Origin of the sequence: Microbacterium sp. Y-01 (genome assembly GCF_003856715.1) — a bacterium.
GTDB lineage: Bacteria > Actinomycetota > Actinomycetes > Actinomycetales > Microbacteriaceae > Microbacterium > Microbacterium algeriense.
Genome location: NZ_CP024170.1, coordinates 2,631,873 through 2,647,466, shown reverse-complemented (window position 1 = coordinate 2,647,466; position 15,594 = coordinate 2,631,873). Strand labels below are relative to the sequence as shown.

At 70.7% G+C, this 15,594-nt stretch carries 15 protein-coding genes; 10 read left to right on the top strand and 5 right to left on the bottom strand.

Going from position 1 to position 15,594, the window contains the following annotated elements; translation table 11 throughout:
- The first annotated feature begins 48 nt into the window (after positions 1 to 48).
- Positions 49 to 882, top strand: coding sequence for a DUF559 domain-containing protein (locus CSX12_RS12610; RefSeq protein ID WP_017202560.1), 834 nt, complete (start codon positions 49 to 51; stop codon positions 880 to 882).
- 375 nt (positions 883 to 1,257) lie between these two features.
- Here CSX12_RS12610 and CSX12_RS12605 read toward each other — a convergent pair whose 3' ends face one another.
- The gene (locus CSX12_RS12605) at positions 1,258 to 2,748 is read right to left on the bottom strand and encodes an ATP-binding protein (RefSeq protein ID WP_124896008.1); all 1,491 of its coding nucleotides are present in this window, start codon (positions 2,746 to 2,748) and stop codon (positions 1,258 to 1,260) included.
- A gap of 26 nt (positions 2,749 to 2,774) precedes the next feature.
- Positions 2,775 to 3,503 carry a response regulator transcription factor gene (locus tag CSX12_RS12600; protein WP_124896007.1) on the bottom strand — a complete coding sequence of 243 codons (729 nt, stop codon included), beginning with the start codon at positions 3,501 to 3,503 and terminating at the stop codon, positions 2,775 to 2,777.
- 162 nt (positions 3,504 to 3,665) lie between these two features.
- Between CSX12_RS12600 and CSX12_RS12595 the strand changes: the two genes are divergently transcribed.
- The 3 genes from CSX12_RS12595 to CSX12_RS12585 all read left to right on the top strand — a co-directional run bounded on the left by CSX12_RS12595 (position 3,666) and on the right by CSX12_RS12585 (position 7,223).
- Positions 3,666 to 5,132, top strand: coding sequence for an ABC transporter permease (locus CSX12_RS12595; protein ID WP_124896006.1), 1,467 nt, complete (start codon positions 3,666 to 3,668; stop codon positions 5,130 to 5,132).
- Positions 5,133 to 5,176: 44 nt separating this feature from the next.
- A complete protein-coding gene (locus CSX12_RS12590) occupies positions 5,177 to 5,902 on the top strand; it encodes an ABC transporter ATP-binding protein (RefSeq protein ID WP_206427086.1) in 726 nt (241 codons plus the stop codon).
- A 70-nt stretch (positions 5,903 to 5,972) separates the two neighbouring features.
- Positions 5,973 to 7,223, top strand: coding sequence for an FAD-binding protein (locus tag CSX12_RS12585; protein WP_124896005.1), 1,251 nt, complete (start codon positions 5,973 to 5,975; stop codon positions 7,221 to 7,223).
- A gap of 70 nt (positions 7,224 to 7,293) precedes the next feature.
- Here CSX12_RS12585 and gndA read toward each other — a convergent pair whose 3' ends face one another.
- Together gndA and CSX12_RS12575 are read right to left on the bottom strand one after the other, a co-directional pair.
- Positions 7,294 to 8,748 carry an NADP-dependent phosphogluconate dehydrogenase gene (gndA, locus tag CSX12_RS12580; protein ID WP_124896004.1) on the bottom strand — a complete coding sequence of 485 codons (1,455 nt, stop codon included), beginning with the start codon at positions 8,746 to 8,748 and terminating at the stop codon, positions 7,294 to 7,296.
- Positions 8,749 to 8,803: 55 nt separating this feature from the next.
- Entirely contained in the window at positions 8,804 to 9,694 is an 891-nt protein-coding gene (locus tag CSX12_RS12575) for an NAD(P)-dependent oxidoreductase (RefSeq protein WP_017202552.1), read from the bottom strand.
- Between the two features lie 95 nt (positions 9,695 to 9,789).
- On the opposite strand from CSX12_RS12575, the gene CSX12_RS12570 reads away from it, so the two are divergent.
- From CSX12_RS12570 to CSX12_RS12550, 5 genes are all read left to right on the top strand, one after another.
- Positions 9,790 to 10,848 carry a D-2-hydroxyacid dehydrogenase gene (locus CSX12_RS12570; protein WP_124896003.1) on the top strand — a complete coding sequence of 353 codons (1,059 nt, stop codon included), beginning with the start codon at positions 9,790 to 9,792 and terminating at the stop codon, positions 10,846 to 10,848.
- 52 nt (positions 10,849 to 10,900) lie between these two features.
- Positions 10,901 to 11,689: an IclR family transcriptional regulator C-terminal domain-containing protein gene (locus CSX12_RS12565; RefSeq protein ID WP_124896002.1), complete on the top strand. Its 789-nt coding sequence runs from the start codon at positions 10,901 to 10,903 to the stop codon at positions 11,687 to 11,689.
- A gap of 139 nt (positions 11,690 to 11,828) precedes the next feature.
- Positions 11,829 to 13,247, top strand: a complete 1,419-nt coding sequence (locus CSX12_RS12560) for an MFS transporter (RefSeq protein WP_017202549.1) — start codon at positions 11,829 to 11,831, stop codon at positions 13,245 to 13,247.
- A complete protein-coding gene (locus CSX12_RS12555) occupies positions 13,244 to 13,990 on the top strand; it encodes a fumarylacetoacetate hydrolase family protein (RefSeq protein WP_124896001.1) in 747 nt (248 codons plus the stop codon). Before CSX12_RS12560 ends, CSX12_RS12555 begins: the two co-directional genes overlap by 4 nt.
- A 61-nt stretch (positions 13,991 to 14,051) precedes the next feature.
- Positions 14,052 to 14,549, top strand: a complete 498-nt coding sequence (locus tag CSX12_RS12550; protein ID WP_017202547.1) for a gluconokinase — start codon at positions 14,052 to 14,054, stop codon at positions 14,547 to 14,549.
- Between the two features lie 10 nt (positions 14,550 to 14,559).
- Here the strand turns inward: CSX12_RS12550 and CSX12_RS18850 are convergent, their stop codons facing one another.
- Entirely contained in the window at positions 14,560 to 14,685 is a 126-nt protein-coding gene (locus tag CSX12_RS18850) for a hypothetical protein (protein ID WP_017202546.1), read from the bottom strand.
- A 224-nt stretch (positions 14,686 to 14,909) separates the two neighbouring features.
- On the opposite strand from CSX12_RS18850, the gene CSX12_RS12545 reads away from it, so the two are divergent.
- On the top strand, positions 14,910 to 15,533 hold the full coding sequence (locus CSX12_RS12545; protein ID WP_017202545.1) for a 50S ribosomal protein L25/general stress protein Ctc: 624 nt from the start codon (positions 14,910 to 14,912) through the stop codon (positions 15,531 to 15,533).
- Positions 15,534 to 15,594: the final 61 nt, after the last annotated feature.

The window sequence follows — 15,594 nt, the reverse complement described above, 5'->3', positions numbered from 1 at the left end:
CCGGCCTCTTCCGCTGAGCGGAAGGGGCGGACCGGGCAGCATCGAGGGATGCTCAGCGCCGCCAGTGTGACCGCCCACCACGGTGGGGTCGTGCGGGGAACCCTGCTCGGGAGGTATGGCATCACGCGGCGGATGAGAGCGGATGAGGTCGACCGGGGTGCGCTCGTGCGCATCAGGCCAGGCGTCTTCGCCGTGCCGACGGCCGACCCGCAGGTCGTCGAGGCCGCGGCGCACGGCGGTGCCCTCACGTGTGCGCACGCGCTGCGCCTCTACGGGATCTGGACCCTCATCCCTGCCGATGCCGTACACGTGTGGCTCGGGGCGCGAGGCCGCGCTCACCATCACGGTTGCGGTTGTGTCGTCCACCGGGATGCCGGTGTCGCCGGCGTCGGCCTGGCGCCCCTGGAGGAGGTCCTGGTCCACGTCCATCGGTGCGGCGGAGAGGAGGCGTTCTTCGCCGCCCTCGAGTCGGCGCTCGCGCAGCGCAAGATCACCTCCGCAGCGCGGCGACGCATCCGGGCCCGCCTCCCGGCGCGTGCGCGCTGGCTCGTCGACTTCGCGCGTTCCGATGCCGACAGCGGACTGGAGTCTCTGCTGCGACTGCGTCTTCACCTGCGAGGCATCCGCCTGGACTGCCAGGTGCGGATCCGGGGCGTCGGTCGCGTCGATTTCGTGCTCGAAGGCCGGCTCATCCTCGAGGCCGACGGCAAAGGCAACCATGACTCACCGGAGAAACGGCACCGCGATCTGATGCGCGATGCTCTGGCTTCAGCGCTCGGCTACGAGACGCTGCGGTTCGACTACGCGCAGATCGTCCATTCGTGGCCTGTGGTGGAGGCTGCGGTCCTCGCGGCGATCGCGCGGCTCCGCGAACGCGACTGATAGCGGCCACTCCGGCAGCTGCCGCCGTACGGATGTCGGGCCGAACGGCTGCCGACCTGTACGGATGTCGGGCCGAACGGCTGCCGCCCCGTACGGACGTCGGGCGTTGGCGCGGATGTCGGGCACACCGAGACGGAATGGCCCGACATCCGGGCATCCGTCCGACAGGTGTCCGGGCCGACGGGTGTCCGGGCCGACGGGTGTCCCGCCCGACAGGTGTCCCGCCCGACGGGTGTCCGGGCCGACGGGTGTCCGGGCCGACGGGTGTCCGGGCCGACGGGTGTCCGGGCCGACGGGTGTCCGGGCCGACGGGTGTCCGGGCCGACAGGTGTCCGGGGCGGCGAGTGTGCCGTGTGGCGGCGTGCCGGGACGGGGTCAGGCGCGAGCGGGGGCGGGTGGGGGTTCGACGGGGATGCGCACGGTGAAGGTGGTGTCGCCGGGCACGCTCTCGACCGTGATGGAGCCGTGGTGCCCTTCGACGATGGCCTTCACGATCGCGAGGCCGAGTCCGGTGCCGCCGGTCTGCCGCGCCCGAGAGCTGTCTCCGCGCGCGAACCGGGCGAACAGCTCGTCGCGGATCGCGGGGTCGATCCCTGGACCGTCGTCGTGCACCCGCAGCACGGCATCATCGCCCTCCCGAGCGACGCTCAGGGTGACGGTCGTGCCGGCCGGGGTGTGGGTGCGGGCGTTCGCCAGGAGATTCGCGACCACCTGGTGCATCCTCCCCGCGTCGCCGACGATCGTGACGGGCTCGTCGGGGACATCGATCTTCCAGTGGTGGTCGGCAGCGGTCGGCCGCGCATCCGAGAGCCCTTCGAGAGCGAGCTGTGTCAGGTCGATCGTGCCGTACACGAGCTCCCGCCCCTCATCGAGCCGGGCGAGGAGCAGCAGGTCCTCGACGAGCCGGGTCATCCGCAGCGACTGCGCCTGGATGCGCTCCAGCGACGATGTGGTGCTCTCGATCACCTCGCCGCTCTGCGCGGAGTCCGGGGCCTGCCGCAGTGCGCGCAGCGACAACTCGGAGTAGCCGCGGATGGAGGCGAGCGGTGTGCGCAGCTCGTGGCTCGCGTCCGCCACGAACCGCCGCATCTGCTCCTCGTTCTTCTGACGCGCCGCGAGCGAGCTGTCCACGTGATCGAGCAGCTTGTTGAGTGACGCCCCCACGAGACCGGTCTCGGTGCGGGGATCGGCTTCGGACGCCGGCACCCGCTCCGTGATGCTGACCTCGCCGCGGGCGAGCTGCTGGTTCGCGACCCTCGTCGCCGTCGCCGCCACCGCGCGGAGGGGACGCAGACCGACTCGGATCGTGATGGCGGTCGTGAGCGCGAGCAGGATCAGGCCGCCGACCGTGGCCAATGCGATCACCGTGAGCAGTTGCGTGAGCTGATTCTGGATCTCATCCCGAGGGAGCCCGGTCACGACGACGACGCCGTTCGCTGCAGGCAGGGCCATGATCCGGTAGGAACCGAGCCCGGTGAGCGAGACGGTGGCGACGGAGGTGCCGTCGAGCGCCGTGAGGATCTGCTGGGACTGAGTCCGGTCGAGTGATTCGAGGCTTCCGGTGAGCTCGTCGCCCGAGGGGTTGGTGACGGTGACGCCGCTGAACCCCGTGATCGGCCCGACGACGGCGAAGAGCAGCCCGGAAGTGGGAACGGAGCGTCCGTTCAGGATGTTCTGCGCAGTGGCGTCGGACGGCGAGAAGGTCTCGGCTCGCTGTGTCCACTGGTGCGCGTAGGTGTTGAGCTTCTGGTCCAGCTGGCGCTCCATCGTGCTGCCCAGGGTGGCGCTGGTGATGACGGCGACGATGATGAGGATCAGCGACACGAACCCGATCACGGCGGTCATCAGCCGCGTCTGCAGGCTCATCGGCCGTCTCGTCATCGTCGCTGGGGTCACTGGGGAGCCTTGATCATGTAACCCACCCCGCGGACGGTGTGCAGCAGGGGAGTGCGACCGGCGTCGATCTTCTTGCGCAGGTAGGAGATGTAGAGCTCGACGACCGAGGATTTGCCGCCGAAGTCGTAACTCCACACGCGGTCGAGGATCTGGGCTTTGGACAGCACCCGGCGCTCGTTGCGCATGAGGTAGCGGAGCAGCTCGAACTCGGTGGCCGTCAGCTCGATCTCGGTGCCGTCGCGGACGACCTCGTGGCTGTCCTCGTTGAGGGTGAGGTCCGCGACCCGCAGGATCGACTGGCCGTCGTCGGCGGTGGCGTGGCCGGTGCGGCGGATGATCGCGCGGAGTCGGGCGATCACCTCCTCCAGGCTGAACGGCTTGGTGACGTAGTCGTCGCCACCGGCGGTGAGCCCGGCCACCCGGTCTCCGACGGCGTCTTTCGCGGTGAGGAAGAGCACGGAGACGAGGTTGCCGCCTTCGCGGAGGCGCTTGAGCACCGACATCCCGTCGAGGTCGGGCATCATGATGTCGAGCACGAGCGCGTCGGGCTCGAACTCGCGCGCCACCTGGAGTGCTTCCATCCCGGACGATGCCGTGCGCACCTCCCAGCCCTCCATCCGCAGGGCCATGGCGAGCAGGTCGGTCAGCATCTGCTCGTCGTCGACGGCGAGGATGCGCAGGGGAGAGCCATCGGGGCGGCGAAGTTCGGGCAGGTCGCTGGTCATGTCCCTATTCTGCGGAATCTCCTATGCAATTTCTATGGAGAGCGCTATGCATTCTCTGAGAGCGTCGTTCCATAGGGTGTTCATCATCCTCCCCTCGAATCCGCATAACGGGCGTTCCTAGCGTCGATCCCACGCCGTGACGACCGCGGCAGGAGGAGAGACATGTACGGAAGATATCTGCGGCGCGAACTCGCCGGCCGCAAGAAGCAGACGATGATCGTGGCGATCGGGCTCGCCATCGCGATCGGGCTGGTGATCGTGGTCAACGCCCTGACGGCCGGTGTGCGGGACGCCCAGGCGCAGGCTCTGGAGTCCGTGTACGGCGTCGGGACCGACCTCACCGTCACCGGGGCGGCGGCGGAACCCGGAGAAGGCGGTGGTCCGCGGTTCGAGTTCGACGCCGACGCGGGCGAGACCGACGGCGACACGACGACGCTCGCACAGTCGATGCTGCGGACGGACTTCCTGCGCGGCACGCTCGACGCATCGGTCCTGGACACGGTGGCGGAGACCGACGGCGTCTCGGCCGCGACCGGGGCTCTGAGCCTGACCAACTCCACCTTCTCCGGGGAGGTGCCGAGCGGCGGCTTCGGCGGTCAGGACGGCGACAGCGGGAGTGCGCCGGACGCGGGGCAGGCTCCGCCCGAGGGCGGGGGAGCGGGCGGCGGAGCGTTCGGGATCGACTCCTTCACCGTGCTCGGCATCGACCCCGGCGCTGCCGCGATCGGCCCGCTCGCCTCCGCCGAGATCGAGGGCGGCCGCGGCTTCGAGGCCGACGACAGTGGCCAGCCGGTCGCGCTCGTGGACAGCACCTACGCGACCTCCGAGGAGATCGCCGTCGGCGACACGATCGACGTCGCGGGGTCGGACGTGGAGGTCGTCGGCATCCTCGCCTCCACCTCCGGCACGGCGGACACCGCCGCCGATGTGTACCTCCCGCTCGACACCGCGCAGGAGCTCGCCGGCGTCGAGGACGTCGTCTCCACCGTCTACGTCCAGGCGGACTCGGCTTCGTCCATCGACGACGTGCAGGCCGCCCTGGCGGAGGCGCTGCCCGACGCGACCGTCTCCTCGCAGTCCGACCTCGCCGCCACGGTCTCCGGGTCGCTGTCGAACGCAACGTCTCTGATCACGAATCTCGGCTCCTGGCTGTCGATCATCGTGCTCGCCGTGGCTGTGCTGCTGTCGGTGCTCCTGACGCTCTCGGGTGTCGGCAGGCGCACTCGGGAGTTCGGGACTCTCAAGGCGATCGGCTGGTCGAACGGACGCGTCGTGCGCCAGGTCGCCGGCGAGTCGATGGTGCAGGGTCTCATCGGCGGGGCCGCTGGGCTCGTCCTCGGTCTCGCCGGCATCCTGCTCATCAACGTGCTGCGGCCGACTGTGGCCGCCGGTGCATCCGCAGCAGGCCAGGGCGCACCGGGTGGAATGGGTGCGGGCCCCACGGGCGGCGGAGGCCCGATGCTCCAGGCCACGCAGGCCGCGGACATCGTGCTGCAGGCCCCGCTCACCCCCTGGGTGCTGGTGGCCGCTGCCGGGTTGGCCGTCCTCGGCGGACTCGTCGCCGGCGCGTTCGGCGGATGGCGCGCCGCGCGCCTGAGTCCGGCCGAAGCGCTCCGTTCCGTCGCATGAGCGGCACCGCGGCCCATCCCTACACATCGCAGAAGGAGAACGACATGACCATGGCAGACCTCGCCCCCGCAGGGCCCGATTCCGCCCAGCCCGACCCGCTGTACCGCGCGAGCGGCGTCACACGCACCTACACGCAGAAGGGACGCATCGTGAAGGCCCTCACGGGCGTCGATCTGGAGATCCTCCCCGGCGAGTTCGTCACCATCCAGGGACCGACCGGAGGAGGCAAGTCGACGCTCCTGCAGCTGCTCGGTGCTCTCGACACCCCCACCGACGGCAGCCTGATGCTGGACGGCAGGGACCTGTCGTCGGCGTCGCCGGCGGAGCTGGGCCGGATCAGGGCGCAGGAGATCGGGTTCGTCTTCCAGGGGTTCAACCTGATCCCGACTCTGACGGCGTCGGAGAACGTCGACATGGCGTTGGAACCGCTCGGACTCGGTGTGGCGGAGCGGCGGAGCCGTGTCGCCGCCGCCCTCGTGCACGTCGGGCTCGAGGACCGCGGCGATCACCGTCCTGCCGAGCTGTCGGGCGGGCAGCAGCAGCGGGTGGCGATCGCGCGGGCGATCGTGAAGCGGCCGCGGGTGCTGCTCGCCGACGAGCCGACGGGCAATCTCGACGAGGGCATGCGCGACGGGATCCTCGATCTGCTCGAGGAGCTGTGCGCGGAGGGGATCACGATGATCGTCGTCACGCACGACTCGGCGGTCGCCCGGCGCGCGACCAGACGGTTGCGTCTGACCAAGGGCGTCGTGCAGGACATCACGCGGTGAGCGCGAGCGACAGAGGGGCGGCGCACCGCCCCTCTGTCGCGATGTCCGATGCCGGGTCTACGGTGTCGTCATGGTCGACAACGTCGAATCCCCTCAGCCCGCCATCCACCGTCCCTCCACCATCTCCGAGGTCGCCGCGCTCGTGCGCCGCGCCTCGCAGGAAGCCGTGCCCCTCACCGTCGTCTCGGGCGGGCACGGCCCCTGGTCGCACGGCGCAGAGCCGGGTATCCGCCTCGAGCTCGGAGAGCTCGCGTCGATCGAGGTCGACGGCACAGCGGTCCGCGTCGGCGGCGGCGCCGTCTGGGGCGCTGTCGCCGCGACGCTCGCCGCGCACGGGCTCGCCCTCAGCTCGGGCGACACCGCGAGCGTCGGGGTCGGGGGTCTCACCCTCGGCGGCGGCGTCGGGTGGATGGTGCGGGCCTGGGGTCTCGCCGCGGATCAGCTCGTCGGTGCGCAGGTCGTCACAGCGAGCGGGGAGGTCGTCGAGACCTCGACCGCCGAGCATCCCGACCTCTTCTGGGCGCTGCGGGGCGGCGGAGGCAACTTCGGCGTCGTCACCCGGTTCGACTTCCAGGCCCATCGGCTCCCCGGCATCGCCCTCTCGGAGAGCGTCGTCGAGGCGGATGCGGCAGCCGTGCTCCGCGCCGCCCGCGACGTGCTGCGCGACGCCCCGCGCGAGCTCACCGTCACCTACATGGACGTGCCCCCCATGGACCCGAGCGCTCCGGCCGGTGCGCGCTTGACCGCGGTCTGGGCCGCGCCGGACGCGGAGGCGCTGCGGGCGATCCTCGAGCCCATCTCCTCGCTCGACGGCGTCCGCACCGAGGTGACCGAGCCGGCGTACCGCGACATCCTGATGGAGATGCCCCAGCCCGAGGGCGACGATGCTCCGGCTCCTCCGGGGTTCATCGGCGGCAACGGTCTCTTCGCCGATCTCGACGACGACCTCATCGAACGGCTCGTCGTCTTCCGCCGCGACTACCCTGCATCCGTGGTGTTCCTCCGCTCGCTGGGCGGAGCGTTCGGCGATGTGCCCCAGGAGCAGACGGCCTTCCCCGCACGCTCCGCGACGTGGTTCGTGATGGCCGGCGCGTTCGACATCCCCGGGATGCTGGACGACGCCGCTCGCGCGACGGTGACGGCTGACACGGAGCGGATCGTCGCGGGGCGCCTCGCGGAGTACGGCAACTTCGCCGACACCGAGCGGCCCGACGCCGTGCCCGGCATGTTCGCGCCGGAGGCGTTCCAGCGGCTGCGCGAGGTCAAGGCGCTCTGGGATCCGCAGAACGTGTTCCGCCGCAACCACAACATCGTCGTCTGAGGAACATCGTGCCCGGAGACGGGAAAGGGCCGGACACCTCGCGGTGCCCGGCCCTTTCGACGAAGCGACGTCAGTGCGTGTCTTCGGCTTCGATCTCGGTGCGGTCGCCCGACCACAGCGTGTGGAAGGTGCCCTCCTTGTCGATGCGCTTGTAGGTGTGCGCACCGAAGAAGTCGCGCTGGCCCTGCACGAGCGCGGCGGGAAGCCGGTCGGCGCGGATGCCGTCGTAGTACGACAGCGACGAGGAGAAGGCCGGGGCCGGGATCCCGGCCTGGGCGGCGGTCACCACGACGCGGCGCCAGGCGGACTGCCCGCGGGTGAGCGCCTCGGCGAAGTACGGCGCCGTCATCAGCACCGGCAGGTCGGGGGTCTCGGCGTACGCGTCCGCGATGCGGTTGAGGAACTGCGCGCGGATGATGCAGCCGCCGCGCCAGATCTTGCTGATCGCACCGAGGTCGATGTTCCAGCCGTACTCGGCGGCACCGGCGCGGATCTCGTCGAAGCCCTGCGAGTAGGCGACGATCTTCGAAGCGTACAGGGCGAGGCGCACGTCCTCGATGAAGGCGTCGACCTCGTCGGCGGGAACCGTGAACTCCTCGTCCGGCCCGGGAAGCGACGCCGCCACGGCGCGCTGCTCGGGGTGGGACGAGAGCGAACGGGCGAAGGTGGCCTCGGCGATGCCGGAGACCGGGACGCCCAGCGAGAGCGCGGTCTGCACGGTCCATGCGCCGGTGCCCTTGGCTCCGGCCTGGTCGAGGATCACGTCGACCAGCGGCTTGCCGGTCTCCACGTCGACCTGGCGCAGCACCTCGGCGGTGATCTCGATCAGGTACGACTCGAGCTCGCCCTTGTTCCACTCGGCGAAGATGTCGGCGATCTCGGCGGGCGCCTTGCCCGTGCCGCGCCGGATGAGGTCGTAGGCCTCGGCGATGAGCTGCATGTCGGCGTATTCGATGCCGTTGTGCACCATCTTCACGAAATGGCCGGCGCCGTCGTGACCCACGTGCGTGACGCAGGGCTCGCCCTCGGCGATCGCGGCGATGGACTTCAGGATCGGGCCGAGCGTGACCCACGACTCGTCCGAACCGCCGGGCATGATGGAGGGACCGGTGAGCGCGCCCTCCTCGCCGCCGGAGATGCCGGCGCCGACGAAGTTGATGCCGGTCTCGCGGACGGCCTTCTCGCGGCGGATCGTGTCGGGGAAGTAGGCGTTGCCGCCGTCGACGATGATGTCACCCGGCTCGAAGACGTCGACGAGCGCGTCGATCACGGCGTCGGTCGGACCGCCGGCCTTGACCATGATGATGGCGGTGCGCGGCTTCTGCAGCGAGTCGGCGAACTCCTGGTACGTGTGCGCCGGGACGAATCCGGCCTCGGGGTGCTCGTCGAGGAGCGTCTGGGTCTTCTCGTAGCTGCGGTTGAAGATCGCCACCGTGTTCCCCTCGCGGCTGGCGAGGTTGCGGGCGAGGTTCGACCCCATGACGGCGAGTCCGACGACTCCGATGTTCGCTGATGCTTCGGGCACAGAAGGCTCCTCGATCGTGAAGAAGGGTGGTTTCAGCGTATCGCTGTACGGGAGGTCAGTGCTCACCTGTGTCACGCGACGCGATGAAGCGTCGTGTGACGGCGATGTCCCGCTCGCCCAAACCCGCGTCCACGAGCTCGTCGAAGGCCGCGCGCAGGGCGGGCAGCAGAACGGGGGAGGTTCCGGTCGCCGCGGCGATGTCGGCGGCGAATCGGAGATCCTTCACCATGTACTGCGCGGCGCCGCTCGGCGAGTCGTCTCCGCTCACGAGCCTGTCGCGGCGGCTGTCGAGCAGGTTCGATCCGGCGTATCCGCGGGAGAGCAGCGACCACAGTGCGTCGAGGTCGAGGCCGGAGCGCTCGGCCAGCACTGTCGCCTCGCCCAGCGCCAAGATCGTGGCGGAGACGACGAGCTGATTGCACGCCTTGGCGACCTCGCCCGCGCCCAGCGGACCCAGCAGAACGGGCGTGCCGCACGGCGCGAGGACCTCGGCGGCGATGGCGGCGTCGTCCGGGGCGCCCCCGAGCATGATCGAGAGAGTGCCGGAGACCGCGCCGTCCTCGCCGCCGGACACGGGGCAGTCCACGAGCCGCACGCGCCCCTCGGTCCGCGCACTCAGGCGCTCGGCCAGCGCGCGGACGGCGGGCGCTGAGGACGTGGAGCCGACGAGGATCAGGAGGTCCCCGGCATCGGCGAGCAGGCCGTCCGGCCCGTCGAGGAGCTCTTCGAGCTGCGGAAGGTCGGGCAGCATGGACAGCAGCACGTCCACCCTGGAGGCGAGCTCGCGTGGTGTCTCCGCCCAGGAGGCCCCGGCGGCGATCAGCTCGGGTTGCGGGCGGCGGGCGTGGATGATGAGACTGTCGTGCGCGGCGAGGAGGCGCTGCGCCATGGGGCGGCCCATGGCGCCCAGGCCCACGGCCCCGACGGCGACGGACGAAGTGGTCATGCGGCCACGGTAGCAACAATCCAGCAGGCAGAACAGTGTCCAGCAGGATGTATCTGAGCTAGGGTGAGGGTTCGACACCCGAGGAAGGGATCAGCATGACCGGGACCGACAACAGGCTGCGCGTCGTCGCGGCGGTGCCGCTGCGGGAAGACCTGTGCCGGATGATCGAGGAGCTCGAGCCTCGGGTCGAGATGATCCGCGACCCTGCACTCCTGCCCCCGATGCGTGGGCCGGCGGACTGGGCGGGTGACCCCGACTACGCGCGCACGCCGAGCGCGCAGCAGGCCTTCGACGAGCTGGTCGACTCCGCCGACGCGCTGTTCGGCATCCCCGACGTCGATCCGGAGGCGCTCGCGCGCACGGTCGCGGCGAATCCGCGTCTGCGCTGGGTCATGACGACCGCGGCCGGCGGAGGCGCCACGGTCAAGGCGGCCGGCCTCGACCGGGCGGACCTCGATCGGATCGTGTTCACCACGAGCGCGGGAGTGCACGGTGGTCCGCTCGCCGAGTTCGCCGTGTTCGGAGTGATCGCCGGCGCGAAGAACCTTCCTCGCCTGCTCGCCGACCAGCGCGATCGCACCTGGCCTGACCGGTGGGAGATGCGCCAGCTCGACGAGATGACGGTGCTCGTCGTCGGTCTCGGGGGCATCGGCGCGGAGTGCGCCCGCCGCTTCCACGCGCTGGGCGCGCGCGTGTGGGGTACGACGCGGTCCGGTGAGCCCGTCGCCGGCGTGGATCGTCTGGTTCCGCTCGACGAGCTCGTCGACGCCGTCGCGCAGGTCGACGCGATCGTGGTCACGCTTCCCGGCACCGCGCAGACCCACCATCTCATCGGTCGAGACGTGCTCGCGGCGGTGCGGCGGGGCGCGATCCTCGCGAGCGTCGGTCGCGGCAGTGTGATCGACGAGGCGGAGCTGATCGGCGCGCTCGACGACGGTCGCATCGGCTTCGCCGCTCTGGACGTCTTCGAGCAGGAGCCCCTCAGCGACGATTCGCCGCTGTGGGGGCATCCGAGCGTGCTCGTGAGCCCGCACACGGCTGCGCTCAGCTCCAAGGAGGAGGAGCGGATCGCGCGCCGGTTCGCGGAGAACGCGGCGCGCCTGCTCGATGGCGAGCCGCTCACGGCGGTCGTCGATACGGTCGAGTTCTACTGATCCGCCGCGGCTGCCCGGCCGCGGCGACACCCGACGGGCGGAAGGCACGGCCATGGACGACGACACGCGCGAGGGGCGCGATCCCGCGCCGGCGGTCAGCCGCAGCATCCGCCTGCTCGGCCTGCTCGCCGATGCCGGTGGTCCGCGCACGCTGACCGAGCTCGCCGGTGACCTGGGGCTCGCGAAGTCGTCCACGGCGAACCTGTGCCTGGCGCTCGAGGCCGGCGGCATGATCGAGCGCACGGTGCAGGGGTACCGACTCGGCCTGCGCACAGCGGAGCTGGGGGGTGCGTTCGCCGCGCAGTTCAATCAGGTCCGCGAGTTCTACAGCGTGTGCGAGGCGTCGCCGCAGCTGTCGTCGGAGCTCGTGCAGGTGGCGATGCTGGACGGCACCGACGCGCTGTATCTGGCCAGACACGAGGGGTCGCGGTCGCTTCGGCTCGGCACCCCGCTCGGCTCCCGGCTCCCCGCCCCGCTCTCGGCGACCGGTCGCGCGCTCCTCGCTGCGATGAGCGACGAAGAGGTGGTCGCTCTCCTCGGCGAGGGCGCCGTGTTCCCGCAGCTCACGGAGCGCAGCACCACCACCCTGGCCGGACTGCTGGATGCGCTGGCGGCCGCGCGCCGTCGCGGCTGGGCGCTCGACGCCGAGGAGTCGTTCCGCGGCATCGTCGGGGTCGCGGTGCCGCTCGACGGCTGGGCGCCCTCCGACCCGCCGCTCGCGCTCGGGGTGGCGATCCGTGCTGCCGAGGCCGACTACGAGCGGATCGAGCGTGTGGGCGAGGCCCTGCGCGCGGCGGCTGCCGCGCTGACGAACCCGTTCAGCGCCGCCGCCCGGCGCTGAACGCCGGCGCGCCGTCGCCCTCCGCTCCCGACGCATGGTCTCTTCCTTCGCGCATGCTGGGCGTTCAAAGGGTTGAACAGCATTCAACGGGCTGGTACAGTCGGCACCACGCCACAGGCGAAGAAGCCGATCGAAGGAGATGGCCGTGACCGAATCCCGCCCCTCAGCCCGTGCTGCGACCGATGACCCGGAATACGCCGCCAACCTGCGACGGGCCACGCTCGCGTCGAGCATCGGCAGCGCGCTGGAGTACTTCGACTTCGCGCTCTACGGCCTGTCCACGGCGCTGATCTTCAACGTGCTGTTCTTCCCGCAGGACGACCCGGCCATGGCGACGGTCGCCGCCTTCGCGACCTTCGGCGTCGGGTTCCTCGCCCGGCCCTTCGGCGGGCTGTTCTTCGGAGTCCTGGGCGACAAGCTCGGCCGCAAGTGGGTGCTCGTGGCGACCATCGTGCTCATGGGCGGCGCGTCCACCGCGATCGGGCTGCTCCCCACGTACGCCGCGATCGGCGTATGGGCGCCGATCCTCCTCGTGCTGATGCGTCTCCTGCAGGGCTTCGGAGCCGGAGCGGAGCAGGCCGGCGCGACGGTGCTGATGGCGGAGTACGCTCCGGTCAGACGGCGCGGATTCTTCTCCGCCCTGCCGTTCGTCGGCATCCAGGCTGGCACCCTGCTCGCCGCCGTGGTGTTCGGGCTGATCACCCTGCTCCCGGAGGAGCAGCTGCTGAGCTGGGGCTGGCGCGTGCCGTTCCTGGCCTCGTTCGCGCTCATCCTGCTCGCGCTCTTCATCCGGATGCGACTGCGCGAGACGCCGACCTTCGTGGAGCTGGAGAAGCACGAGCAGATCGCCGACCGTCCGATCCGCGAGATCTTCACGCACGGGCTCCCCGGCGTCATCGTCGGCGTCGGACTGCGGATGGCCGAGAACGGCGGCTCCTACATGTTCCAGACGCTGGGGCTGGCGTTCTTCGTCACGGTCGCGGGCGACAGCGCGGACAAGAGCCTGCTCACCTGGGGCGTCACCCTCGGCTCGCTGATCGGCGTGTTCTCGGTGCCGTTCACCGGACACCTCTCCGACCGGTTCGGGCGGCGGACGATCTACCGCTTCGGCGCGGTGTTCATGCTCGTCTACACATTCCCGGCCTGGTGGATGCTGTCGCTGGGCAACCACGCGCTGGCGATCGGGGTGATCGCGATCGGCATCGGCGTGGCCGTCAACAGCATGCTGGGGCCGCAGTGCGCGATGCTCCCCGAGCTGTTCGGCAACCGCCACCGTTACCTCGGCGTGGCGATGGCCCGGGAGATCTCCGCCGTCCTGGCCGGTGGTCTGGCCGGGGTCCTCGGTGCTTATCTCATCGCCGTGAGCGGCGGAAACTGGGTGCTGCTCGCGATCTACATGGCCGTCCTCGCCCTCATCACGACGGCCTCGACCTTCCTCGCCCCCGAGACCCTGCGTCGGGACCTCACTCGGGTGGACGACGCCATCAAGGTCTCGCGCGCGGAGGGCGGCGACGACGTGTTCGCGACCACCGTGTCGATCACGGCGGTCGGTCGATGACGGGCGGTCCGCGACTGCTCGGCCGCATCGCCACGGCGGAGGGCCCTCGCTGGGTCCGCCCGCACGGCGACCGCCTCATCCCCGTCGCCGACCCGTTCGCCGCCTTCGCAGCGGGGCACCGTCCGGCCGACGTGGGGGAGGCCGTCGACGCTCCGCTGATCGCTCCCGTCGACCCGACCGTGCTCGTCGGGATCGCGCAGAACGGACCGGAGCACGTCTCGCCCGTCCAGGCCTGGCTGAAGAGCCCGCGGACCGTGGTGGTGGGCGGGGCGGAGGTCACGCTGCGCCGCGATGCCGGAGCCGCCGTGGCCGAGGGCGAGATCGCCGTGGTGATCGGCCGCGCCACCGCGGGGCTCACGGCGGGCAACGCCCAGGAGTTCGTGCTCGGCGTCACCGCCGTGAACGACCTCTCCAGCCCGGAGCGGGTCGAGTTCGATCCCCGCAACTTCGAGTCGAAGTCGGGGGAGGGGTACACGCCGCTCGGGCCGTGGATCGACACGGAGGTCGGGATCGACGACGTGGAGCTCTCCGTGGCGGTGGACGGCCGCCTCGTCGCCGAGACGGGGAGCCGGAGTCTGCCCGTCCCGATCCGGGAGTGCCTCGCCTACGTGGCGCGGTGGACGCCGCTGGGGCCGGGAGACGTCGTGATGACGGGCGCGCCGCGTTCGCAAGCGCTCGTCCGCCCGGGGCAGACCGTCACGATCACGGTCGCGGGGATCGACCTGGTCACCCCGTTCGCATGACCGCGCGGACCGCCAGGGACGGCGGCCGCGTCGACGTCCGCGATATCATCGGGCCGGAGGTATGAGTGTGCGCATCGTCGTGATGGGACCGAGCGGGTCCGGCAAGTCCACGGTGGGCGCCGCTCTCGCCGAGCGGCTCGGAGCGCGCTTCGTCGACGGCGACGACCTGCACCCGCTCACCAACGTCGAGAAGATGGCCGCCGGCATCCCGCTGGACGACGACGACAGGATGCCGTGGCTGCGCGTGGTCGGCGCGACCCTTCGTGGCGAGGATCGCATCGTCGTCGCCTGCTCCGCGCTGCGCCGACGCTACCGAGACGCGATCCGCGAGGAGGCGGACGACGCGTTCTTCGCGGAGCTGGTCGTCGATCGGGACACACTCGCGAGCCGTCTCGACGCGCGTGCCGACCACTTCATGCCGGCGTCGCTGATGGACTCGCAGCTCGAGGCGCTGGAGTCCTTGGCGGACGATGAGATCGGAGTCCGGATCGAGGCGTCGCTGCCCCTGACGCAGGAGATCGACGCGATCCGCGACGCCCTCGCCGCGACCGCGCGCTGACGCGGCTCGGTCAGTCCTTGCGGTAGCCCGAGCGGCCCATCGAGAACAGGGCGCCCAGGCTGCCGACGATGGCGCACACGGTCATGGCGCCGATCAGCCAGAGGAGTACGTGCGAGAGGAAGGCGCCATCGAGCATGGGGGTCTCCGTGTTCTGCAGAAAAGGACGGGTGTCCTCAGCCTATCGGGTCATCCGGTACCATTGAGGCTGTACCTCGGCGAGGGATGCTTCTGCGCGTGCGCGAACATCCGTTATCGACGCGGCGAAGCAAGCCCGGTGGCTTTCCTCACGCGTGAGCTCGAGTCCGAAAAATCCAAGACCACCGCGCGGCGCCTTCGCTGCGTGCCCCGAAGGAGAACCCCATGTCTGAAGACACCAAGGTCCACGCCGAGCTCCGCGAGAGCTTCGGCAAGGGCTTCGCCCGCCGTCTGCGCGCTGCCGGCAAGATCCCGGCCGTGATCTACGGCCACGGCACCGAGCCCGTGCACGTCGCCCTGCCCGGCCACCAGGTCTCGCTCATCATCCGTCGCGCCAACGCGCTGCTGGAGCTCGACATCGAGGGCACCTCGCAGCTGACCCTGGTCAAGGACGTCCAGAAGGACCCGGTGCACCAGATCATCGAGCACATCGACCTGCTCGTCGTGAAGAAGGGCGAGAAGGTCGCGATCGACGTCCCGATCGTCGTCACCGGCGAGTCGGCTCCCGGCACGATCGCGAACCTCGACGCGACCACGCTGTCGATCGAGGCCGAGGCCACGCACATCCCGCAGAACCTCGAGATCTCGGTCGAGGGCCTCGAGGAGGGCGCGCACATCACCGCCGCCGACGTGACCCTGCCCAAGGGCTCGACGCTGCTCGCCGACCCCGAGACGCTGATCGTCGCGATCTCCGTTCCCGCGGCCCCCGTCGAGGACGAGGCCGAGGGCGAGGGCGAAGCCGAGGGCGAGGCTGCGGCCGAGACCGCCGAAGAGGCAGCCGCGGAGTGATCTCCGTCTGAATCCTCACAGAGGGGGCGCGATCCGATCGCGTCCCCTCTGTCGTATCCTG

Bases quoted from the DNA above. Each gene is read 5' to 3' on its own strand.
- CSX12_RS12610 (WP_017202560.1), top strand. From the start codon at position 49: ATGCTCAGCGCCGCCAGTGTGACCGCCCACCACGGTGGGGTCGTGCGG.
- CSX12_RS12605 (WP_124896008.1), bottom strand. From the start codon at position 2,748: ATGAGCCTGCAGACGCGGCTGATGACCGCCGTGATCGGGTTCGTGTCG.
- CSX12_RS12600 (WP_124896007.1), bottom strand. From the start codon at position 3,503: ATGACCAGCGACCTGCCCGAACTTCGCCGCCCCGATGGCTCTCCCCTG.
- CSX12_RS12595 (WP_124896006.1), top strand. From the start codon at position 3,666: ATGTACGGAAGATATCTGCGGCGCGAACTCGCCGGCCGCAAGAAGCAG.
- CSX12_RS12590 (WP_206427086.1), top strand. From the start codon at position 5,177: ATGACCATGGCAGACCTCGCCCCCGCAGGGCCCGATTCCGCCCAGCCC.
- CSX12_RS12585 (WP_124896005.1), top strand. From the start codon at position 5,973: ATGGTCGACAACGTCGAATCCCCTCAGCCCGCCATCCACCGTCCCTCC.
- CSX12_RS12575 (WP_017202552.1), bottom strand. From the start codon at position 9,694: ATGACCACTTCGTCCGTCGCCGTCGGGGCCGTGGGCCTGGGCGCCATG.
- CSX12_RS12570 (WP_124896003.1), top strand. From the start codon at position 9,790: ATGACCGGGACCGACAACAGGCTGCGCGTCGTCGCGGCGGTGCCGCTG.
- CSX12_RS12565 (WP_124896002.1), top strand. From the start codon at position 10,901: ATGGACGACGACACGCGCGAGGGGCGCGATCCCGCGCCGGCGGTCAGC.
- CSX12_RS12560 (WP_017202549.1), top strand. From the start codon at position 11,829: ATGGCCGTGACCGAATCCCGCCCCTCAGCCCGTGCTGCGACCGATGAC.
- CSX12_RS12555 (WP_124896001.1), top strand. From the start codon at position 13,244: ATGACGGGCGGTCCGCGACTGCTCGGCCGCATCGCCACGGCGGAGGGC.
- CSX12_RS12550 (WP_017202547.1), top strand. From the start codon at position 14,052: ATGAGTGTGCGCATCGTCGTGATGGGACCGAGCGGGTCCGGCAAGTCC.
- CSX12_RS18850 (WP_017202546.1), bottom strand. From the start codon at position 14,685: ATGCTCGATGGCGCCTTCCTCTCGCACGTACTCCTCTGGCTGATCGGC.
- CSX12_RS12545 (WP_017202545.1), top strand. From the start codon at position 14,910: ATGTCTGAAGACACCAAGGTCCACGCCGAGCTCCGCGAGAGCTTCGGC.